The 22,469-nt window shown below is 59.7% G+C and carries 22 protein-coding genes; 20 read left to right on the forward strand and 2 right to left on the reverse strand.

What is annotated here, in order from left to right:
* The first annotated feature begins 24 nt into the window (after positions 1-24).
* The 6 genes from thrS to I8J29_RS13630 all read left to right on the forward strand — a co-directional run bounded on the left by thrS (position 25) and on the right by I8J29_RS13630 (position 5,515).
* Positions 25-1,962, forward strand: a complete 1,938-nt coding sequence (gene thrS, locus I8J29_RS13610) for a threonine--tRNA ligase (protein ID WP_208848125.1) — start codon at positions 25-27, stop codon at positions 1,960-1,962.
* 89 nt (positions 1,963-2,051) lie between these two features.
* On the forward strand, positions 2,052-2,636 hold the full coding sequence (locus I8J29_RS13615) for a 3D domain-containing protein (protein ID WP_208848126.1): 585 nt from the start codon (positions 2,052-2,054) through the stop codon (positions 2,634-2,636).
* 112 nt (positions 2,637-2,748) lie between these two features.
* Positions 2,749-3,273, forward strand: a complete 525-nt coding sequence (locus I8J29_RS13620) for an RNA polymerase sigma factor (protein ID WP_240546162.1) — start codon at positions 2,749-2,751, stop codon at positions 3,271-3,273.
* 128 nt (positions 3,274-3,401) lie between these two features.
* A complete protein-coding gene (locus tag I8J29_RS34195) occupies positions 3,402-3,530 on the forward strand; it encodes a hypothetical protein (RefSeq protein WP_256252717.1) in 129 nt (42 codons plus the stop codon).
* Positions 3,531-3,684: 154 nt separating this feature from the next.
* Positions 3,685-5,037, forward strand: coding sequence for a methyl-accepting chemotaxis protein (locus tag I8J29_RS13625; protein ID WP_240546163.1), 1,353 nt, complete (start codon positions 3,685-3,687; stop codon positions 5,035-5,037).
* Positions 5,038-5,137: 100 nt separating this feature from the next.
* A complete protein-coding gene (locus I8J29_RS13630) occupies positions 5,138-5,515 on the forward strand; it encodes a hypothetical protein (RefSeq protein WP_240546164.1) in 378 nt (125 codons plus the stop codon).
* A 242-nt stretch (positions 5,516-5,757) separates the two neighbouring features.
* Here the strand turns inward: I8J29_RS13630 and I8J29_RS13635 are convergent, their stop codons facing one another.
* Positions 5,758-7,056 (reverse strand): ammonium transporter, encoded by a 1,299-nt coding sequence (locus I8J29_RS13635; protein WP_208848128.1) that lies wholly within the window; start codon positions 7,054-7,056, stop codon positions 5,758-5,760.
* Positions 7,057-7,318: 262 nt separating this feature from the next.
* Between I8J29_RS13635 and liaF the strand changes: the two genes are divergently transcribed.
* The 12 genes from liaF (at position 7,319) to serC (ending at position 20,604) form a co-directional block, all read left to right on the forward strand.
* Positions 7,319-8,545 carry a cell wall-active antibiotics response protein LiaF gene (gene liaF, locus I8J29_RS13640; RefSeq protein WP_240546165.1) on the forward strand — a complete coding sequence of 409 codons (1,227 nt, stop codon included), beginning with the start codon at positions 7,319-7,321 and terminating at the stop codon, positions 8,543-8,545.
* 7 nt (positions 8,546-8,552) lie between these two features.
* The gene (locus I8J29_RS13645) at positions 8,553-9,599 is read left to right on the forward strand and encodes a sensor histidine kinase (protein ID WP_090640794.1); all 1,047 of its coding nucleotides are present in this window, start codon (positions 8,553-8,555) and stop codon (positions 9,597-9,599) included.
* Positions 9,586-10,251: a response regulator transcription factor gene (locus I8J29_RS13650; protein WP_090640796.1), complete on the forward strand. Its 666-nt coding sequence runs from the start codon at positions 9,586-9,588 to the stop codon at positions 10,249-10,251. The genes I8J29_RS13645 and I8J29_RS13650 overlap by 14 nt, the downstream gene beginning before the upstream one ends.
* A 58-nt stretch (positions 10,252-10,309) precedes the next feature.
* Complete coding sequence (locus I8J29_RS13655; protein ID WP_208848129.1) at positions 10,310-10,723, forward strand: YugN-like family protein; 414 nt, start codon at positions 10,310-10,312, stop codon at positions 10,721-10,723.
* A 184-nt stretch (positions 10,724-10,907) separates the two neighbouring features.
* Positions 10,908-12,533, forward strand: a complete 1,626-nt coding sequence (locus I8J29_RS13660) for a S1C family serine protease (protein ID WP_208848130.1) — start codon at positions 10,908-10,910, stop codon at positions 12,531-12,533.
* A gap of 172 nt (positions 12,534-12,705) precedes the next feature.
* A complete protein-coding gene (locus I8J29_RS13665) occupies positions 12,706-13,398 on the forward strand; it encodes a response regulator transcription factor (protein ID WP_090640800.1) in 693 nt (230 codons plus the stop codon).
* A 6-nt stretch (positions 13,399-13,404) separates the two neighbouring features.
* Positions 13,405-14,871, forward strand: coding sequence for a sensor histidine kinase (locus tag I8J29_RS13670; protein ID WP_208848131.1), 1,467 nt, complete (start codon positions 13,405-13,407; stop codon positions 14,869-14,871).
* A gap of 68 nt (positions 14,872-14,939) precedes the next feature.
* The gene (locus tag I8J29_RS13675) at positions 14,940-15,890 is read left to right on the forward strand and encodes a 4-hydroxy-3-methylbut-2-enyl diphosphate reductase (protein WP_208848132.1); all 951 of its coding nucleotides are present in this window, start codon (positions 14,940-14,942) and stop codon (positions 15,888-15,890) included.
* 19 nt (positions 15,891-15,909) lie between these two features.
* A complete protein-coding gene (locus I8J29_RS13680) occupies positions 15,910-16,419 on the forward strand; it encodes a DUF2062 domain-containing protein (RefSeq protein WP_090640805.1) in 510 nt (169 codons plus the stop codon).
* Positions 16,420-16,550: 131 nt separating this feature from the next.
* Entirely contained in the window at positions 16,551-17,612 is a 1,062-nt protein-coding gene (aroF, locus tag I8J29_RS13685) for a 3-deoxy-7-phosphoheptulonate synthase (RefSeq protein WP_208848133.1), read from the forward strand.
* A gap of 269 nt (positions 17,613-17,881) precedes the next feature.
* Entirely contained in the window at positions 17,882-19,306 is a 1,425-nt protein-coding gene (gene glnA, locus I8J29_RS13690; protein WP_208848134.1) for a type I glutamate--ammonia ligase, read from the forward strand.
* A 209-nt stretch (positions 19,307-19,515) separates the two neighbouring features.
* The gene (gene serC, locus I8J29_RS13695) at positions 19,516-20,604 is read left to right on the forward strand and encodes a 3-phosphoserine/phosphohydroxythreonine transaminase (RefSeq protein WP_208848189.1); all 1,089 of its coding nucleotides are present in this window, start codon (positions 19,516-19,518) and stop codon (positions 20,602-20,604) included.
* Between the two features lie 77 nt (positions 20,605-20,681).
* Here the strand turns inward: serC and I8J29_RS13700 are convergent, their stop codons facing one another.
* The gene (locus I8J29_RS13700; protein ID WP_090640811.1) at positions 20,682-21,410 is read right to left on the reverse strand and encodes a response regulator transcription factor; all 729 of its coding nucleotides are present in this window, start codon (positions 21,408-21,410) and stop codon (positions 20,682-20,684) included.
* A gap of 112 nt (positions 21,411-21,522) precedes the next feature.
* Between I8J29_RS13700 and trmL the strand changes: the two genes are divergently transcribed.
* A complete protein-coding gene (gene trmL / locus I8J29_RS13705) occupies positions 21,523-21,987 on the forward strand; it encodes a tRNA (uridine(34)/cytosine(34)/5-carboxymethylaminomethyluridine(34)-2'-O)-methyltransferase TrmL (protein WP_090640813.1) in 465 nt (154 codons plus the stop codon).
* Between the two features lie 149 nt (positions 21,988-22,136).
* A complete protein-coding gene (locus tag I8J29_RS13710) occupies positions 22,137-22,385 on the forward strand; it encodes an AbrB/MazE/SpoVT family DNA-binding domain-containing protein (protein WP_090641027.1) in 249 nt (82 codons plus the stop codon).
* Positions 22,386-22,469 lie beyond the last annotated feature (84 nt).

The following is a 22,469-nucleotide window of genomic DNA, read 5'->3' on the forward strand; positions in this document are numbered from 1 at the left end:
ACCGATCTGGGAGGAACGAAGGACATGGCAATTCAAATCAAGCTGCCGGACGGCGCCGTCCGGGAATACGCGCAAGGCACGACGATCGAAGACGTGGCGGGCTCGATCAGCAACGGGCTGAAGAAAAACGCCGTCGCCGGCAAAGTGGACGGCAAAGTCGTTGACCTGTACACGCCGCTCGAAGGAGACGCCGCGCTGGAAATCGTGACGCTGGACTCCGCCGACGGGCTCGAGGTGTACCGGCACAGCACGGCGCATCTGATGGCGCAGGCGATCAAACGGCTGTTCAAGGACCGCAGCGTGAAGCTCGGCATCGGTCCGGTCATCGAGGACGGCTTCTACTACGATATCGATATGGAAGAGCCGCTCACGGCCGACGACTTGGCCAAGATCGAGAAGGAAATGGAGCGCATCGCGCAGGAGGACCTACCGATCCGCCGCCGTGCCGTCAGCCGCGAAGAAGCGGTGGCGATTTTCACGGAAATCAACGACCCGCTGAAGCTGGAGCTTATCCGCGACCTGCCGGAGAGCGCGCAGATCACGATTTACGACCAGGGCGAATTCTTCGACCTGTGCCGCGGCCCGCATCTGCCGTCCACCGGCCGGATCAAGGCGTTCAAGCTGCTCAGCGTGGCGGGCGCGTACTGGCGCGGCGATGCCAAGAACAAAATGCTGCAGCGCATCTACGGCACGGCGTTTCCGAAGAAAGCGCAGCTTGACGAGCACCTGCATTTCCTCGAAGAAGCGAAGAAGCGCGATCACCGCAAGCTCGGCCGCGAGCTGAAGATGTTCACGTTCTCGCGCGAGGTCGGCCAAGGCCTGCCGCTCTGGCTGCCGAACGGCGCCCGCGTGCGCAGAACGATGGAGCGCTACATCGTCGACCTCGAGGAGCGTCTCGGCTATCAGCATGTCTACACGCCGGTATTGGCGAACGTCGAGCTGTACAAGACGAGCGGCCACTGGGAGCACTATCACGAAGACATGTTCCCGAAGATGGTCATGGACAACGAGGAGCTCGTGCTCCGTCCGATGAACTGCCCGCATCATATGATGGTATACAAGAGCGAAATGCGGTCGTACCGCGACCTGCCGGTCCGCGTCGCCGAGCTCGGCACGATGCACCGCTACGAAATGTCCGGGGCGCTGACGGGCCTGCACCGCGTGCGGGCGATGACGCTGAACGACGCGCATATTTTCGCCCGTCCGGACCAGATCAAGGATGAGTTCGCCCGCGTCATCAATCTGATTCGCCAGGTTTACGAGGACTTCGGCATCAAGGAATACCGGTTCCGTCTGTCCTACCGCGACCCGCAGGACACGGAGAAGTATTTCCAGAACGACGAGATGTGGGAAATGTCGCAGCGCATGCTGCGCGAGGTCGTCGAGGAGCTCGGCCTGCCGTTCTTCGAGGCCGAAGGCGAAGCGGCCTTCTACGGTCCGAAGCTGGACGTGCAGATCAAGACGGCGCTTGGCAAGGAAGAGACGCTGTCCACGGCGCAGCTCGACTTCCTGCTGCCGGAACGGTTCGAGCTCGAGTATGTCGGCGACGACGGCAAGAAGCACCGTCCTGTCGTCATTCACCGCGGCATCATCAGCACGATGGAGCGCATGACCGCGTTCCTGCTCGAGAATTTCGCGGGCGCGCTGCCACTCTGGCTGTCCCCGGTGCAGGCGAAGATCATTCCGGTCTCGACGGCTTACGAAGCGTACGCGCGCGAAGTCGAAGAGAAGCTTCAGCTGGCCGGCATCCGCGTGGAGAGCGACCTGCGCAACGAGAAGCTCGGGTACAAAATCCGCGAGGCGCAGCTCGAGAAGGCGCCGTACATGCTCGTCGTCGGCGAGAACGAGGCGAATTCGGAGTCCGTATCCGTGCGCAAGCGCGGCGAGGGCGATCTCGGCTCGAAGCCGGTGGCGGAATTGATCGCGCTGCTCCAGGCCGAAATCGCGTCGAAACAGGTGTAACGCCGGACACGCCGCGGCGGTATGCCGCGTAGCCGTATAAAGCTTGTCGTCGTGGGGAATCCTTCGTGGTAAGGAGGCTATTAATCCACATGACGACAAGCTTTTTACCGCTTTACCGGATCTTGACGGCTTGCGCGGCGGCGATCCTGCTGCTGAGTCAAGTATTCGAGCCCGAATGTACGGCAGAAGGCACCGCAGGCGCGAATATGCCGAAGGAGAAGCGGGAAGTCCGCGAATCGGTCATGGCATCCGTATCGGCGAAGAACGTACGTCCGATGCAAGTCGTGGCGACCGGCTACACGGCCGGCGTGGAATCGACCGGCAAGCGGCCGGGACATCCCCAATACGGCATCACGTATTCCGGCGTCAAGGTGCGCCGCGGTTTCGTCTCCACGATCGCCGCCGATCCGAAAGTATTCCCCATCGGAACCGTGCTGTACGTGCCGGGCTACGGCTACGGCATCGTCGCGGATACGGGCTCCAAAATCAAAGGGAAGAAGATCGATTTGTATTTCGAAACCAGGAAGCAGGTCTACAAGCAATGGGGCAAGCGCCAAGTCACGGTATACGTGCTGAAGCGCGGCAACGGCAAGCTGACCGAAGCCAGAATGACCGAGCTGAACGAAGCGGTGACCGCCGAGAAGACGCTGCCACGGGCATTACTGGAGTCCTAACGATAAAACCGGGAATGTTCGACGCCAGCCGTTGAACATTCTCTTTTTTTTACAGATTTGCTGTGCTACAATTAATGTAAACGGTATCATGGACTACTGGGGGCGGTTATGGATGAACGGCGATCGGGGTCCTTCCGAAGAGCGGAACCGGGCGGAATCGCGGCAATTCGACATGTTCGAGGACAAGCTGCTGCAGTTGTACCAGGAGATGATCGCGGTCGCGCTCGCCAAGGTGTACAACAAATCGGACGCCCAGGACGTCGTTCAGGAAGCGTGGGTGCGCATCCTGACGAAGCATCACTCGCTTCGCGAGCGGGACAAGCTGCAGGCATGGGCGAAGGCGATCACGGCCAATACCGCCTCCAACGCGAACCGGCAGTCGCGCCGCGTGCTGCCGTCCGGGGATCGGGACTGGAGCGCCGGCCTGGCGGGCGCCCGCGACGAATCCGACATCATGCTGGAGATCCGGGAGCTGCTGGACCAGCTGGATCCCAAGACGAGAGCGCTGCTGCTGTACAAATTCTATTACGGCTACAAGGACCAGGAAATCGCGGCGGCTTGGCAAGTGCCCGTGGGCACGATCAAGGCGCGGATTCACCGCACGAAGCTCCGGCTGAAGCAATGGATGACCCGATGAAGAGACCGCGGACGGCTCCGTTCGGAAGCGTCCGCTACGCCCGGATAGCCGGACCGAAATCGAACGGCCCGTTACATAAACGCTTTGCGCGCCTGCCATACTAAGTGACGTACGGGAGGTGAGCAGCAATGGCGAAAAACAAAAACAACAAAATGAACGCGTCCACGCAATCGAAATTCCAAACGGAATTCGCGGCCGAAAACGCATCGATCAACAACGCAACAACGAAAGGCGCTTCGCAAAAAGCGGAGAAATAACATAAACTCGCCTTGCGGCGCGAAGAGGGACCCCGAAGCGGTCCCTCTTTTCTTTTGTCGAAACCTGTCCTATAGTATTAGTTAATTCTGACAACTTGTCGAAAAGGTAGGCGATTCGATGCAGGCGCTGCGGCGATTCAGGGAAAAAGGGGCTATGGACCGACGGTCCAAGGCGGAAAAAAGCGGAGCGTACGGCCGGCTCATCAACGAGTCGCAGGTCATTTCGGCGCAATTGACCGCGGCGGTGGAGGAAGTCAACGGCACGATCGGACAGCTGACCGGCATCGCGGACCGGTCCGCCGAGACGGAGAACGGCCTGCGCGCGAGCAGCGGGCGCGCGATGGCGCGGATCGGGGAAACCTTCGCGACGCTGCAGGAAGTCGCGGCTTCCGCCGAGCAGATTCATGCTTCGGCCCGGCAGCTGGACGCCGAGAGCAAGGAGACGAAGGAGATCGTGCTCGACGTCTGCCGCTCGCTGACGAACACGGACCGGGTCATGAACGACCTGCACCGGCATAACGGCACGATGGAAGCGCGCATCCGCGAGCTGATCGAACAGACATCCCGGATCAACGAGATCAACGGCTTCATCCGGGAGATCGTTTCGCAAACCTCGCTGCTGGCGCTGAACGCGTCCATCGAGGCCGCCCATGCGGGCGAGTACGGGCGGGGCTTCGCCATCGTCGCCCAGCAAATCAAGAAGCTCGCGGAGCAAAGCCACGAGGCCGTCCGGCGATCCTCCGGGCTGGTCGAGGAGATCGAGGAAGGCGTCCGCCGGGTCGTGGCGTCGGTCGACGACGAGAAGGCGGCCGTGGAGCAGGGCATCGCGGACATGGCGCGGACGAAGGACCGCATGGACGTGATCTTTGCGCGCATCCAAGAAGTCGACGTGCTGGCCGGCCGCAGCAGCGAAGCGAGCAGCCGGCAGACCGCGAACATGGCCGCCACGACGGACATGCTGAAGGACGTCGTAGCCGCGGTGGCGCAAACGCTCGGCAGCGTGGACGAGACGCTGGTCCAGAACGGCCGGCAGCGCGAGCAGATCCGGAAGCTGGACCGGGTGAGCGCGAACCTGCGCCGGTCATCGGGCGAGCTGACGGAAGCCGTCGCGCAGGCGGGCGGCGGTTCTTTCGCCAAGGATGCGAACGTTAACGCCGGCGAGCTGGTAGCGAAGCTCGCGCGCCTCGCGGCCGACGGAGCGGTCGCCACGTTGGAGGAAGCGGCTCACCGGAAGGCGCTGACGGGCTTCCTGGAGGCGGTGCCCGACATCGAAGCCATCTGGTCCAACCGGGACGACGGGTCGTTCATCTTCTCGCAGCCGGAAGCGGGGCTGCTCAACGCCAAGGGGCGCGATTGGTGGCAAGGAGCGATGGAGGGCCGCGCGTTCACGTCGGCCGTCTACGTCTCCGCGATCACCAAGAAGCCGTGCATGACGATCGCGGTGCCGATCCGTTCAGCCTCCGGCCAATTGATCGGTGTGATGGGAGCTGACATCAGCGTCAATTAATTGCCATTTTTTCAGCCGATAAAATGGTTTTCAAACGGCGGCGGATCATGTAAGATAGAACTTGTAACGATTTATGACATGTAAGGATAGAGGGGTTGTCATGACGGATCCAATTTCCTACATTCCGCCTTCGCGCATGCGGCATCGCAAGGCCGCCGAAGTCATCCCGTTCTTAAGCACGTATATCGCCAAGCGCGAACAGGAAATCGCGGAGATCGAACAGATGATCGAGCGCTACGAGAAGCGCCGGCTGCAGGAGGAACGCAGCTACCAGTCCATGTCGACGCTTCGCCGGCTGCTTTCCGGGAAGAAGCCCGCGCATCATCTGGCCGTCGAGTACATCCATTACGTGAAGCGCCCCATGGAGAAGGTCCGGACCCTGCGTCTCGAGATCGAGCAGGCGCGCGCCATCCTGAATACGCCCGATCCTTCCGCGATCGTAGCCGTTTCGAGCGACATGGCGGACGAAATGAATTGATTGAACGCTCACGACCATGAATGGAATCAAACCATGAATCAAATCATGAACCGAATCAAACCACGAACCGAAAACCATAAACCGAATGACGATCATAACCGAATCGATACCGCCCTTTGCCGGGGCGGTTTTTTGTTAGCTCCTTTCGGTTCGAAGCGTATGCGAAGCACGCAAAAAAGCCGGCTTCCCGCCGGACCTCTCGGTCTCGCTTCGGTAAGCCGGCGCGTTCGGCCGATCGCCGCTCAGTCGTTTCTTGGCGTCAAGCGTTCCACGTCGAGGAAATCGTGATCTTGGTTGTAGGCGGGCACGCCGTGGATGCCGACGTCGAGTCCGATCAGCTCCTCGTCCTTCGAGACGCGGACTGGCATGATGCGCTTGATGAGCAGGAACGACAGCCAGGTCAGTCCGAAGCCCCAGACGCAGACGACGGCGAGCCCGAGCGCCTGCACGCCGAGCAGCTGCCAGCCGCCGCCGTAGAACAAGCCGGCGTATTCCTGGCCGACGCCCTTGGTGAGCGACGGCATGGCGAACAGTCCGACCGCCAGCGTGCCCAGCGACCCGCTGACGCCGTGGACGGCGAACGCCCCGACGGGATCGTCGACGCCCTTGCCTTCGAGCAGCTCGGTCACGAGCACCATCGCGACGCCGCAGACGACGCCGATCAGCATGGCGGCCCCGTCGGAGACGAACGAGCAGCCGGCGGTGATGCCGACGAGCCCGGCCAGCGAGCCGTTGATGACCATCGGCGGATCGGCTTTCTGGTAGCGGAACATCGTGAACAGGATGCAGCCCGCGCCGCCGGCCGCCGCGGACAGCATCGTCGTGACGGCGATATGGCCGATGGAGCCGTTCGTCGCGCTCAGCGTGCTGCCCGAGTTGAAGCCGAACCAGCCGAACCAGAGGATGAAGGCGCCGACGGACGCAAGCGGAAGGTTGGAAGGGGGAACGATGTTGCTTTTGCCGTCCGGCGTGAATTTGCCGATCCGTGGGCCGATGAAGATGGCGGCCGCGAGCGCGGCGAAGCCGCCGAGCGCGTGGATGACCGCGGAGCCGGCGAAGTCGATCATGCCGAGCTTCCCGAGCCAGCCGCCGACGCCCCAGACCCAGTGGCCGGCGATGGGGTAGATGAGGCCGGTCATCGCGACGGCGTACAGGATGTACGCCTTGAAATGAATGCGCTCCGCGACCGCGCCGGAGACGATGGAGATGACCGCGATGACGAACGCGCACTGGAACAGCCAATAGGTTTCGTGCGAGATGTCGAGCTGGATATGCGACAAGTCCCCGCGCAGCAGGAACCCGGACCAGCCGATCAAGCCGCCGGCGTCCTTGCCGTACATCAAGCCGAAGCCGAGAAAATAAAAGACGAGCGCCCCGAACGTGATGTCGACGAATACCTTCATGATGATGCTGACGGCGTTCTTCTGCCGGACGAAGCCGGCTTCGAGCAGAGCGAACCCGCCCTCCATGAGCAGGATCATCGCGGCGGTCAGCACGACCCAGATCGTATTCAGCCCCGTGGAGAGCACTGCTGTATCCATGATTACCAACCCCTTCCAAGTTTGATGTCAGGTATTAGATGTAGATCGTAGTCCGACACTCATTATATAAGCGCCGCGTAAGCGATGTCAACGCACGAAGTGACAAGATGTGACATCGCCATGTAAGCGCTATCCGGAAGGAGTCGGCCTCCGTCTCGAGACGTAGCCGGCGTTCAATCGTCAGACCCTTTTATGCCGCTTGCGGCTTCCGTTATACTGGGAGTACAAACCTTGCACTACGATTTGGGAGCTGGTGGCGTCAATGAACGGTAATTTTATCAATCGATTAATGTGGGGCCTCTTGATCATCGTCGTCGGCGTCGGGCTCCTGCTCCGGCAGGGCGGCTACGTCAACTTCGATATCGGGGCGATCTTCTCCGTCTTCTGGCCCGTCATCCTGATGTTCCTGGGGGTTCAGGGCTTGCTCCAGCGGATGGCGTACGGCCGCGGAAGCGCCTTCGGGTCCGGCGTGCTGATCGTGCTCGGGTTTCTCTTCCTCGGCCGCAACCTCGACCTGTTCGTCTGGTCGGTCGGCGACATGATCAAATTCGCCGGTCCGCTCGTTCTTATCATCTTCGGTCTCTCCATGATTTTTAAACCGAAGGCCAAGAAGCGCGGCGACGACGCGAAGGACAAATGGAAGGACGAGTGGCAGGCGTATAATTACGGGCCGACCGAGGAACCTGCCGTGCCTCCGGCGCCGCCGCTGCATCCGGATCCGACGTTGGCGTCGTTCGATTTCGGCGACGGCGGGGCGGGAGCGAAGGAAGCGCCGTCCGGTCAAAGCGGCGAACAGGCGCAGGGACCGCGCCAATCGGGACAGGAGCGCCCGCAAGGTCCGCGCCAAGGCCCGCATCAAGGCCAAGGGCCTTCTCAAGGTCCGCGGCGGGAGCGTCCGGAGGGCGAGGCGGGAGGCGGCATGCCCCCGTACGGCCAAGGGTTCCCGAACCATTCGCTTCATCATAAGCGGATGAGCCATGCCGAGCGCCACGCGCTCCATGCGGCGAAAGTCCGCGAACGGATCGAGCGCCGGCATTTCCGGCACTACCAGCGCCATCAACGGCACCTGGACCGCAAGGACCGCGTGGAATGGTGGAATCACGATCCGAACGTCCAGACCCGCTCCGGCTTCATCGGCGACATTTATTTGGGGCACGATTATTGGGAGCTCAAGCCGATGAACATTTCCCACTTTATCGGCGACACGGTGCTGGACCTGACGAAGGCGCAGATCGTGCCCGGCGAGACGGTGATCAACATCTCGTCCTTTATCGGCGACGTGAAGGTGTACCTTCCCAACGATTACGAATTCGGCGTGCACGTGGTATCGAGCGCGTTCGTCGGCGACGTGGCGGTGCTGGAGCAGAAGGAAGGCGGCATTTTCAAAAACATCGACGCCGAAACGCCGTATTTCCAGGAGATGGATAAAAAAATCATTCTGCACGTCAGCACGTTCATCGGCGATGTGCGGGTCACGAAAGTAGGCTGATCCGCGGATGATGGTGCGTTTGTTTCGCAACAGCAAGTGGGACATGATTTTGCTCTTCGTCTGCTCCTCCGTCGTGTCCGTGCTGATCTGGGAGCTGGGCTGCGGCCTGCTGCCGGACCGGGGGCCGCAGAACGACTGGTGGATCGGGATCGCCGCCTTGTTCCTGCTGGTCAGCGCCGGCTTCGGCTACTGGGCGGCGAAGCGGATCCAGCGCCAGATCGACATGATGGTCATCGGCCTCAAGCAGGCCGCCCACGGCAATTACGGCACGCGGCTGCCGGAGGAAGGGGCGTTCACGCCGGCGTTCCGCGAGTTCAACGACATGCTGGAATCGCTGGACGAACGCATGCAGTGGATCCAGCGTTCCGGCGAGGAGCAGGTGATGCGCGAGGCGGCCTCCAACGAGGCGGCCGTGCTGGAAGAACGCCGCAGGCTGGCGCGGGATTTGCACGATACGGTCAGCCAGCAGCTGTTCGCCATTCATATGTCCGCCTCCTCGCTGCCCAAGCTGCTGGAGCTGAATCCCGACCGCGCGAGCGGCGTCATGGATCAGCTCATCTCCATGTCTTCGATGGCGCAGAAGCAGATGCGCGGCTTCATCGCGCAGCTCCGTCCGATGGAGCTCGAGGGCCGGTCGCTGCAGGAGGCGCTGGACAAATGGTTTCCCGATTACTGCCGGCAAAACGGGCTTCAAGGCGTGCTGGAATGGCGGGTCAAGGAGAAGCTGTCGGATGCGAAGGAGCATCAGCTGTTTCTCATCGTCCAGGAGGCGATGGCTAATATCGTCAAGCACGCGGGCGCGCAGACGGCGCTGCTCACGGTGGCCGAGACGGAACGGCAAATCGTCATGACCCTGCAGGACGACGGCGCGGGCTTCCGGGCCGATCAAGTGAAGCGCGGGTCGTACGGCCTCTCGACGATGCGCGAGCGGGCGAGCAAGCTGGGCGGCGACGCCTCGATTATCAGCAAGCCGGGAAGCGGCACGAGAGTCCGCGTCACGCTGCCGAACTACGTGAACCATAAAGGAGCCGATCGAAACGATGAGCGCGAATGACGGATGGAAAATCATGATTGTCGACGACCATGACATGGTGCGGGCGGGCTTGCGCACGTATTTGATGCTGGACCCGAAATTCGAGGTCATCGCCGAAGCCGCGAACGGCCAGGACGCGATCGACCAGCTGCGCGCCGGCATTCCGGGCGGCCCGCCGCAGCTCATGCTGATGGACCTCATGATGCCGGTCATGGACGGCGTGGAAGCGACCAAGATCATCATGCAGGAGCACCCGCAGCTCAAGATCGTCATGCTGACGAGCTTTCTCGAGGACGAGAAGGTCGTCGCGGCCGTCGAGGCCGGCGCCGTCAGCTACGTGCTCAAGACCGTGTCCGCGGAGGAGCTGATCTATGCGCTGAACGGCGCGGTGAAAGGCATGCCGGTCATGACGCACGACGTCTCCCAGGCGCTCACGCGCGGCCTCCGGCAGCGGAGCACGCAAGGGGCGGACGAAGGCTTGACCGATCGGGAGAAGGAAGTGCTGCTGCTGATCGCCGAGGGCATGTCGAACAAGGAAATCGCCGACGAGCTTCACATCAGCATCAAGACGGTCAAGACGCACGTCAGCAACCTGTTGATGAAGTGCGAGCTGGAGGACCGGACGCAGCTGGCCGTCTACGCGCATCGAAAAGGGTGGGTAAAGACGGGATAATTGTCAGCGGGGAGGGGCATCTTATCGGTATACCAAGGCCAAGAGGAGAATGCCCGCAATGATCCCCCTGGAATCGAAGCTGGAGTCGAGCGAGAAGGAATTTACCGAAGTGAGAGGCATGCTGGAAGAGCATGCGTTTGCGTTGGGCGGCAACTGGGATTACGATCACGGTTATTTCGACCGCTCCTTGGACGAGGAACGGATGGTGTGGCTGCGCGTGCCGTTCGACGTGATCAACGGCAGCATCGACGAGGATACGCAGGATCTGGACGCCAAGATCAAGATGGGCCGTCCGTTCGTGCTCAAGCACGTGTACAACGAAGGGCTCGACGCGGAAGCGCACGTCAGTCCGATCGGCAGCCTGATGGATCAGTTCCAGGAGCCGGTCGACGCCGACGCCGAAGTGGAATCCAAGTGGGTCGCCCAAGCGAAAAAAGTACTGGCGGAAGTAGAAGAACGCCTGCTTCACTAGCGCGTTTGATAGAAAACGATTCGAGCCGGGTAATGCTGTGTAGACAGCTTCCCGGTTTTTTATGTGCCATTATAACAATTTTAAGTTTGATTTAAGGTAGATTGTGCAAGATAGAACTATAGAACGAACCAAGCAAACGCAAGGCAACGTCAACACTCATGGGAACTTTAAGGAGGAATACAGGATGGACGACCAGAACAAAAAGAACGACTACGACGATTTCTTCAAACCGGCAAGCGACGGCGACGATGCCGGGTCGACCAATAGAGCGCAAGACGACAAGCACGAGGAAGAGAGTGCCGGCAAATCTTCCTACTATTACTCGTACGGGCCGTTCAAGCCCGGTCCGGAAGCGGAGCGCGGCGAGGACGGCGCGATCGAAGACCGGCAAGCGAGCGCCCCGCCGAGCCCGCATAACGTGGAAGTGACGCCGCCGACCCAACTCCGGCCGTTCGCGCCGTCCCAATCGGCGCGCGGCTGGCAGCCGAAGGAATCGCGCCGGTCGCCGTTCAAGGCGATGTTCGCCTCGTTCCTCGTCGGCGTCGTCGCCGTCGGCTCGCTCATGTACGTGTCCGATAAGCAAAACTGGTTCACGTCGGAGCAGGCGCTGTCCCAGCAGTCGGCGAGCTCGGCCTCTTCGGCGGTCGGCAAAGCGGGCGACAGCGGCAGCGTATCTTCCGCGGCGGACGTCGTCCGGCCGAACAACATCGCGCAGCTGTTCGAGAAGTCGAGCCCGGCCGTCGTCAAGATCGAGACGTTCACGCGGCAGCAGTCGAGAGGCCAGCAGGGCGGCGCCGGCAGCTTCGATGATTTCTTCAGCCAATTCTTCGGCGACGAGAACGGCGGCCAAGGCCAAGACAACGGTCAAGGCCAAGGCGGCGGCCAGGATAACGGCAGCCAAGGCACCGGCGATCTGACGCCGGAAGGGATCGGGACCGGATTCTTCTTCGATTCCAGCGGCTATATTCTGACCAACGAGCACGTCGTCGACGGGGCGGACGAAATCCGCGTCACCGTGCAGGGCACGAGCGAGCCGTACGTGGCCAAGAAGCTCGGCTCCGATTACAACCTCGATCTTGCCGTGCTGAAGGTCGAAGGCAAGAATCCGTTCCCGACGCTGCCGATCGGCGATTCCAACAAAATCAACATCGGCGACTGGGTCGTCGCGATCGGCAACCCGTACGGCTTCGACCATACGGTAACGGTCGGCGTGCTGAGCGCCAAGGAACGCCCGATCAGCATCCCGGACAGCCAAGGCACCCGCGAGTACCAGCACTTGCTGCAAACGGACGCGTCGATCAACCCCGGCAACTCCGGCGGCCCGCTGCTTAACCTGAACGGCGAAGTCGTCGGCATCAACACGGCGGTCAGCTCCCAGGCGCAGGGCATCGGCTTCGCGATTCCGACGAGCACGATCACCGAGGTGCTCGACAACCTGAAGTCGAACACGGCGATTCCGAAGAAGCCGATTCCGTTCATCGGGGCGACGCTGGCGCCGATCAACGACGCGCTGCAGAAGGAGCTTGAGCTCTCCAACGCCAAGGGCTCCGTCGTGTCGGACATCATCTACAAATCGCCGGCCTACATGGCCGACCTGAGACAATACGACGTCATCACGGGCCTGGACGGCAAGAGCTACGACACGCCGGACGATCTGATCGCCGCGATCAAGACGAAAGCGGTCGGCGACAAAGCGAAGCTGAACATCGTGCGCAACGGCCAGAAGATGGACCTGACCGTCACGATCGGCAACAAGAACGATTTCGAGGCGCAAACGCAGCAGCAGCAGCAAGAACAGCAGAATCAATAACATAGCCAGCCGTACGCGAGCAACGACCGAACCAAGGGCGCAAGCAGTCTTCATGGCTGTTGCGCCTCTTTATTTGCGCCCGGGCGGAGCGGATGCGTTTCACCGCGGAGCGGAAGTGCGATATAATGTAGAAAGTTTTGGACGAAGCGATATTTGACCCTGGAGGATTGCCATGAGACCGCATATTTTAGTAGTGGACGACGACGAAAAGATCACCTCTTTGCTCCGGCGCAGCCTGGCGTTCGAAGGTTACGAGGTGGCGACGGCCAACAACGGCCTGGAAGGCTTGAAGCAGATGCTGTCCAGCGATCCGAACCTGTTGATTTTGGACGTGATGATGCCGCAGGTGGACGGCTGGGAAGTGTGCCGCCGGGTCCGCGAGGGCGGGAGCTCCGTGCCGATTCTGATGCTGACCGCGAAGGACGACATCCAGGACCGGGTACGCGGGCTCGATCTCGGCGCCGACGATTATCTCGTCAAGCCGTTCGCGCTGGAAGAGCTCCTCGCTCGCGTCCGGGCGCTGCTCCGCCGCAAGCCGGATAAGCTCGAGGAGAGCGCGAGCCGGCTGCAGTTCGAGGACCTGACGCTGGATCTCGACTCGCGCGAAGCGATTCGCAGCGGCCGCCGGATCGATCTGACCGCCAAGGAATTCGACCTGCTGCAGCTGCTGATGCAAAATCCGCGCCGGGTCCTGACCCGGGACGCGATCATGGATAAAATTTGGGGCTTCGATTACAGCGGGGAATCCAACGTGCTCGAGGTTTATATCGCCATGCTGCGCCAGAAAACGGAGGACGGCAGAGGCTCGCGCCTCATCCAGACCGTGCGCGGGACGGGTTACGTGCTTCGGGGAGAAGGAGGCTGAGGCGCGATGTCCATTCGGCTGCGACTGACGCTGTGGTATTCGGCGCTGCTTGCCGTGACGTTGTTTATTTTCAGCGTCTCGATCTATCTGTTCGTCAATTATAATTCCTATCGCGACGCGAAGAACGAAATCCAGGAGCAGCTCCGGACTATGAACATCGTCGGCTCGCTGGATTATTTCAATGGGCTTAATTTGGATTTTAACAATCCGTTTGCGAGCAACGTGTACATTCAAGTGTCGAACTACACGAACGGAAAGTTCGTGCAATCGGACAATTTGACGCGGGCGAACAAGAAGTTTCCGGTACCGGACGCCAAGACGGTGCGCGAAGGCTACGTGACGCTCAAGGTCGACCAATACAAATTTCTCGCCTATCAGTATCCGCTGCATCTGAAGGAGAACAAGCAATTGGTCGGCCTGCTGCAGATCGGGGTCTACACGGGGCCGATCGACAATTACATGCGCAACCTGCGCACGATCCTGATCTTCGCGTCGTTCGCCGTGATCGCGATCGCCTTCACGATCGGCCTGTTCCTGGCGAGGCAGGCGTTCCGCCCGGTCGAGAACGTCATCCGCGCCGCGAAGAGCATTCAGAACGAGTCGGACCTCAGCATGCGCATTCCGCGGATCGGGCCGAACGACGAGCTCGGCCGATTGACCGACACGCTGAACGGCATGCTCGGCCGGATCGAAACGACGTACAACGAGCTCGACGACGCTTACAAGGCGCAGCGCCGGTTCGTGTCGGACGCGTCGCACGAGCTGCGGACCCCGCTCACGACCATTCGCGGCAACATCGAGCTGCTGGAGCGGATGTGGCCGCCCGCGCTGGAATCGGGCTTGCCGGAGGAAGACGCGCAGACCGAGGACGACCGCCGCCGGATGACGATGACCCGCGAGGCGATGCACGATATCGCGGGCGAGGCCAAGCGGATGTCGAACCTCGTCAACGACCTGTTGGCGCTGGCCCGCGCGGATGCCGGCTACCAGATGGAGAAGACGGCGCAGCCGCTGCTTCCGCTTGTCGAAGACGTCGCGCGCCGCGCGCAGCTGCTTCCAAGAAACGCCGATTGGAAAATCGGGAACCTAACCGCCATTCAAAACGTACAAGTAATTGCGCACGCTGATTTTTTGCGTCAGCTGCTGTTCATTTTCGTGGAAAATGCATTCAAATACACGCCGAGCGGGCATGTCGAAATGCGCGCGATCCGTTCGCAGGATCAGGCCGGCATCATCATCAAGGATACGGGCATCGGCATGGACGCCGACGAAGTGCCGCACATTTTCGAACGGTTTTATCGGGCGGACGAATCCCGCGGCCAGACGAGCGGAACGGGGCTCGGCTTGTCCATCGCGAAATGGATCATCGACGAGCACGGCGGCTCCGTCGAGGTGTCGACGCGAGAAGGGCAGGGCACGACGTTCACCGTCTGGCTTCCGATTGCTTTCCACGACGATGCGAATGAAGTATAATTTATTGAGGCGATAGGCATTCGATTCGTCAATTGGATGGTTGAGCAGGGAAAGCAGGTGCTGGTTTCATGGAAATTGTGAAAATATCGCCGCGCGGCTATTGCTACGGCGTCGTGGATGCGATGGTGCTGGCGTTGCAGACGGCGCGGAACTTGGATTTGCCGCGGCCGATCTATATTTTGGGCATGATTGTTCATAATAGTCATGTGACGGAAGCGTTCAAGCAAGAGGGCGTCATTACGCTCGACGGCGAGAACCGGCTGGAAATCCTGGAGCAAATCGACCGCGGAACGGTCATCTTCACGGCCCACGGCGTGTCGCCCGAAGTGCGCGACCGCGCCAAGGAGAAGGGGCTGACCGTCGTCGACGCGACCTGCCCGGACGTGACCAAGACGCATGACCTCATTCGCGAGAAAGTCGCCCAAGGCTACGAGGTCGTCTATATCGGCAAGAAGGGCCATCCGGAGCCGGAGGGGGCGATCGGCATCGCGCCCGGCCGCGTGCACTTGGTGGAGCGCGAATCGGACATCGATGCGCTCTCGCTGAATGCGGAGCGGATCATCATTACGAATCAGACGACGATGTCCCAATGGGATATCCGCCATCTGATCGGCAGGCTGGTCGAGACGTTCCCGGCCGCCGAGGTGCACAACGAGATTTGCCTGGCGACGCAGGTCCGGCAGGAAGCGGTGGCCGGCCAGGCCAAGGAAGCCGAGCTGTGCATCGTCGTCGGCGATCCGCGGAGCAACAATTCCAATCGGCTTGCGCAAGTGTCGGAAGAGATCGCGGGCGTGCCCGCCTACCGCGTTTCGGACGTGTCCGAGATCGACCGGTCGTGGCTGGCCGGCAAGAAGCGGGTGGCCGTTACGTCCGGCGCTTCCACGCCGACGCCGCTTACGAAGGAAGTCATTGCCTATTTGGAGCAATACGAGGATGAGAACCCCGAGACCTGGGAGATTCGGCGCACGGTGAACATGGATAAGTTGCTACCCGCGATTCGCTCGAAATCGGCCAGGTAAGCGAAAGGAGCGCACGCGCATGTCTTCACCGAGAAAACCGCGCTCGATCAAACGTTGGATCAAATATAAATACACCCAATTGATGCGGGCCCCCGGCGGCCCGTCCATCGTGGCCCTTGGCTTCTCGATCGGCATTTTCGTCGAAATGTTTACGCTCCCGACTTACGGGCTGGCGTTTTTTCTAATATTTCCGCTGATTTATTGGTTCGGGGCCAGTTTTGCCGGAGCCTTGGTCGGATTCGTGTTCGGCAAAATCATTTTCATTCCGGTCGCGTTCGTCAACAGCATGGTCGGCGGTCTCGTGCTGCCGAACCATCTCAGGTTTCATATTCCGGTCATCCCGAATTGGCTGAACCATATCCTGCTGGTGAACTTGAAGCTGATTGTCGGCGGCATTATCGACGGGTTCGTGCTCGGCGCGATCTTCTACTTCCCGGTGCGGTTCGCCATCAAGTACGTGGCGGATAAACGCAAGGAGAAGCGCAAGCTGCGCCGCACGGCGCTCGAGGCGAAGCCGGTCGCGGAATGAACCGCAAGCCGGTCTCTTGACGGGACCGGTGTTTTCTTGTATAGTTGCTTTAGCGGTTAAAAGCATAAAAGCCTAACAGCGTCGAAGCTTAAAAGCATATACGCGTTTAAGTGTGAAAGGGGATTGTCTACATGATCGTCATTACGAAGAACAACGAACCGGAAGAGCGGATCGCGGAGATCGTCGCGCATATCGAGAAGGTAGGCGTGCAGGCGCACGTGTCGCGGGGAACGGACCGCACGGTCATCGGCATCATCGGCAAGGCGGAGCCGACGCTCGCGGAGCATCTGCGCCAAATGAAAGGCGTCGAGAACGTCATCAAAATCTCGAAATCCTACAAGCTCGCGAGCCGCGACTTCCATCCCGACGACACGGTCATCGACATTAAGGGCGTGAAGATCGGCGGGGACAATCTGACGATCATGGGCGGACCTTGCGCGGTGGAGACGCCGGCGCAGATCGACGAGATCGCGCGCCTGGTCAAGGCGGCCGGCGGCCAAGTGCTGCGCGGCGGCGCGTTCAAGCCCCGCACGGGACCGTACAGCTTCCAGGGCGTCGGCGTCGAAGGATTGGCCATGATGGCGGAAGCGGGCAAAAAGCACGGCCTGCTCACGATCACGGAGGTCATGACGCCGGAGTACGTGGACATCTGCAGCGAGTACGCGGATATTTTGCAGGTCGGCACGCGCAACATGCAAAACTTCGACCTGCTGCGCAAGCTTGGCACGGTGAAGACGCCGGTGCTGCTAAAGCGCGGCTTCAGCGCCACCTACGACGAATTCCTGAACGCGGCGGAGTACATACTCGCCGGCGGAAATCCGAACGTTATGCTTTGCGAACGCGGAATCCGAACATTCGAAACTTATACGCGCAACACGCTCGATCTCGCTGCCATTCCCGTCCTGCAGGAGCTGAGCCATCTGCCGGTCATTTCCGACCCGAGCCACGGCACGGGCCGGCGCGAGCTGGTCGAGCCGATGTCCAAGGCGTCCGTAGCCGCGGGGGCGAACGGGCTCATCATCGAGATGCATACGGATCCCGACAACTCGATGACGGGCGACGGCGTGCAGTCCCTGTTCCCGGACCAATTCGCGCGGCTGCTCAAGGAGCTGGAACAGCTTGGCAAGCTGGTCGGCAAGCGGTTCGATACGCCGAAGGAAGACGCGGCCTACTTTACGACGTGGATCAAATAAATCGCCGCGAAACGGCGCCGTTATAAGGTTTTCAGAGCCGGAGCCGCCTCATCCGAGGCGGGCTCCGGCTTTCGTTTTCGGCGCCGGAAAGGGGCTAAATCATTCATGAAAATTATGTGAAGTTAGCTCACAATAGGGTCAAAAAATACCTGACATAACTATTGACGAGACTAGGCCTTAATTCTATAATTACAGACATAGTTTAGTGCAGAAGTTGAACAATCAATGTCCTACACATCGCAAATGTTCGGAAATGGAGGAAATACCTAATGTCAGTTCAAAACGTCTTGAACACAATTAAAGAGAACAACATCATGTTTGTCGATTTCCGCTTCGTGGATCTTTCCGGCCACGCACACCACATCACGCTTCCTGCGACGGAAGTGGATGCCGATACGTTTGTAAACGGCGTTGCCTTCGACGGCTCCTCGATCCCGGGCTTCCGCGGCATCGAAGAATCCGACATGGTGATGATGCCGGACACGGAGTCCAGCTTCATCGATCCGTTCATGGATCACCCGACGTTGAACATTATGTGCAACATCTACACGCCGGACGGCGAGCGTTACGAGCGCGATCCGCGCAGCATCGCTCAAAAAGCGGAAGAATATCTGCAAACGACAGGCGTCGGTACGGCTGCTTTCTTCGCGCCTGAATCGGAATTCTTCATTTTCGACGATGTTCGCTACGAAAGCAAAATGAACACGTCCTTCTACTCCGTCGACTCCGCCGAAGCCGGCTGGAACACGGCGAAAACGGAAGAAGGCGGCAACCTTGGGTATAAAGTCCCGGTTAAAGGCGGCTACGTGCCGGTTGCTCCGGTCGACTCCCAACAAGACATCCGCAGCGAAATGGTGCGCCTGATGCAAGAATCCGGCCTCCGCGTCGAACGTCACCACCACGAAGTGGCGACGGCGGGCCAAGCGGAAATCAACTTCCGTTTCGATACGCTGACGAAAACGGCAGACAACCTGCTGAAATATAAATACATCATTAACAACGTGGCTCGCCAATGGGGCAAAGTCGCAACGTTCATGCCGAAGCCGCTCTTCGGCGACAACGGCAGCGGCATGCACGTCCACAGCTCGATCTTCAACGGCGATTCCCCGTTGTTCTACGAGAAGGGCGCATACGCGAACCTGAGCCCGCTGGCGCTGAACTACATCGGCGGCATCCTGCATCACGCTCCGGCGCTGATCGCCATTACGAACCCGTCGACGAACTCCTTCAAGCGTCTGGTGCCAGGCTACGAAGCGCCGGTTAACTTGGTGTTCTCGAAAGGCAACCGTTCCGCGGCCATCCGGATTCCGGTTGCGGCCGTTACGCCGAAAGGCTGCCGCATCGAGTTCCGTACGCCGGACTCCACGGCCAACCCTTACCTGGCGTTCGCGGCTATGCTGCTCGCAGGTCTGGACGGCATCAAGCGCAAGCTCGATCCGGTCGCGCTCGGCTATGGTCCATTCGACAAAAACATCTACGAACTGTCCGACGAAGACAAGAAAGAAATCCGCTCGGTTCCGGGCTCCCTGGACGAAGCGCTTGACGCGTTGGAAGCTGATTCCGAGTTCTTGACGGAAGGCGGCGTCTTCACGCAAGACTTCATCGACAACTACGTCGCGTTCAAACGTTCCGAAGCCAAAGCGGTATCGATTCGCGTTCATCCGCACGAGTACAGCCTGTACTTCGACTGCTAATCCGCGCTTCGATCCGAATATCACACAGCGAGCTCTCCGGCGGAGAGCTCGCTTTTCTATTGCCTGCCGGTCTTCGAAGCTAGCATATGGGTCTAAATCCGAATATTATTCGTGTATATTTTGTTTTTGTTCGACTTTATGACTTGAAGCCTCGCCGCAAAATTGCTATCATAACTCATAAGCAAATTCGAAGAGTGGAGTGAGTGTCAGTGACGAATCGCGCGTACAACTTTAATGCCGGACCGGCGGCTCTGCCGCTTGAAGTGCTGCAGCAAGCGCAGCAAGAATTTATCGATTATGCGGGAACGGGCATGTCCATCATGGAAATGTCGCACCGCAGCAGCGTGTTCGAAGGCGTCAACGACGGGGCGCAAGCGCTGCTTCGCGAACTGTTCGGCATTCCGAGCCAGTATAAAGTACTGTTCCTCCAAGGCGGCGCCAGCACGCAGTTCGCTATGATTCCGATGAATCTGCTGACGCCGGGCAAATCGGCCGCGTTCGTGCATACCGGCAGCTGGGCGGAGAAGGCGTACAAAGAAGCGAAGCTGATCGGCGAGACCGCGATCGCGGCGACGTCGGAAGCCGACAAATTCAACCGCATTCCGGCCTTAAGCGACATTCGGCTTCCGGACAACGCCGCTTATCTCCATATCACGTCCAACGAGACGATCGAAGGCACGCAATTCGCGGCATATCCGGATACCGGCGACGTGACGCTGATCGGCGACATGTCGAGCGACATCTTGAGCCGTCCGGTCGACGTCGGCAAGTTCGGCATGATCTACGCCGGCGCGCAAAAGAACCTGGGACCTTCGGGCGTGACCATCGTCATCGTTCGCGAGGATCTTGTCGAATCGAGTCCGAAGTCGCTTCCGACGATGCTGCGGTACGACACGCACGTCAAGAACAACTCCCTCTATAACACGCCGCCGTCCTTCTCCGTCTACCTGGTCGGCTTGATGCTTCAATGGATCAAGGACAAAGGCGGCGTCGCGGCGATGGAGCAGTTCAACCGCGACAAGACGAAGCTGATCTACGACGCGATCGACCAAAGCGGCGGCTACTACCGCGGTTTTGCGGATACGGCTAGCCGGTCGCTCATGAACATCACGTTCCGCCTCGGCTCGGAAGCGCTCGAGAAGCAGTTCGTCAAGGAATCCGAGCAGCACGGCTTCGTAGGCCTGAAGGGCCACCGCAGCGTCGGCGGCTTGCGCGCCTCGACGTACAATGCCGTTCCGTTCGAGAGCTGCAAGGCGCTGGCGGAGTTCATGGGGGATTTTGCGAAGCGCAACGGGTAAGAGGATTAAAAAAGAAGCAAAAAGAGACCGCCGGTCCCGATGGACGGCGGTCTTCTGATTGAAAGACCCGAGGCTGCTTAGGCCAGGGACGAGTCGGCGGTGCCGGTGCCGCTGCCGGGACCGGACAGCTTGTAGCCGACGTTGCGCACGGTCATGATGTACTCCGGCGTGCGCGCGTTCTTCTCGATCTTGTCGCGAAGATGGCTGATGTGGACGTCGACGATGCGCGTGTCGCCGAGGAAATGGTAGTCCCAGACGCCGTGAAGCAATTGTTGGCGGCTGAGGACTTTGCCCCGATGGCGGCATAGGAAGAGCAGGAGCTCGAATTCCTTCGGCGTCAATTCGACCGGTTTCCCGTCGATTTGCACTTCGCGCTGGTCCGCCAGGACCGACATCCGTCCAATTTCATGAACCACCTGTTCGCGGGCGCCCGGCAAAGCCTGCGTTCTGCGGAAGATGGCTTGAATGCGCGAGAGCAGCTCTTGCGGTGAGAATGGTTTTGTCATATAATCGTCAGCGCCGTTGTCGAGACCGGCAATCTTGTCAGTCACGTCTTGGAGAGCGGTTAACATGATGATCGGAACGGCATTGTTTTGTTTGCGAAGCTCCCGGCATACTTGGATGCCGTCCATTTTCGGAAGCATGAGATCGAGAACGATGAGATCGGGACGAAACGGCTTCAAGAGGTCGAATACGGCCTCCCCATCTTGGACGCAGCGAACTTCATAGCCGGCCAGCTTCAGATTGAATTCCAGCAGCATGGAGATGGAAGGCTCGTCATCGACGATTAATATTTTCTTCTTCATCGTTTATGATCTCCTTTTCGTGCAATGATAATTTCATTCTAATGGCCGTATTTTCACAAAAGATTAAACAAGCGTAAAAGCTATGTAAAATATAGTGAGGTGTTAACAAGCAATGGCATTTCATATCGTGCTTGTCGAACCGGAAATTCCGGCCAATACGGGCAACATCGCGCGCACCTGCGCCGCCACGGGCGCGATTCTTCACCTGGTGCGCCCGCTCGGATTCCGCACCGACGACAAAACGCTGAAACGCGCGGGACTCGACTATTGGTACGCCGTGGACGTCCGCTACCACGATTCCTTCGCGGAGCTTCAAGAGCAGTATCCGGAAGGCCGGTTCTTCTGCGCGAGCACGCGCAGCTCCAAGGTGTACGCGGAGCAGACCTACCGCGACGGGGATTTCTTCGTCTTCGGGAAGGAAACGAAGGGGCTGCCGCAATCGATACTCGACGCGTATCCGGACACGTGCATCCGCGTGCCGATGACGGACAAGGTCCGTTCGCTGAATTTGTCGAACTCGGTCGCGATCGTCGTGTTCGAGGCGTTCCGTCAGCTCGGCTACCCGGGCTTGACGTGATTTTTCGCCGCCGCTCCGCCACATTTGCAGAATATTAAGCAAATATAAAACATTGCAGGATTAGCCAGGTTACTATCGAACCTTAGTACGATGCTGAAACTATCATCACATGATAGCTGACAATATGCGACTACAGGAGATGTGTAATGGTGAAACCGGCTGGCGTTGTGCGGAAAGTGGATCAACTCGGGCGAATCGTGCTGCCCAAATCCCTTCGAAAGAGATATCAGATGAACGAAGGGGATCCTGTGGAGATCTTGGTTCAAGGGGATCATATCATCTTGGAGCGCTATCGCCCGCGCTGCGTGTTCTGCGGCGTGCTGGACGACGTGCGGGAGTTCAAGGAACGGTACCTGTGCGGCAAATGCATGTCGGAGATGGCGCAGCTGCGGCGGTAGGCCCGGGATGAGGCAAGAGGGAAATAAAAAGAAGCTTTCGACGGCTGCCGAGGACAGCGCGAAAGCTTCTTTTTATGTTGCGTT

Origin of the sequence: Paenibacillus artemisiicola, from assembly GCF_017652985.1 — a bacterium.
Lineage (GTDB): Bacteria > Bacillota > Bacilli > Paenibacillales > Paenibacillaceae > Paenibacillus_Z > Paenibacillus_Z artemisiicola.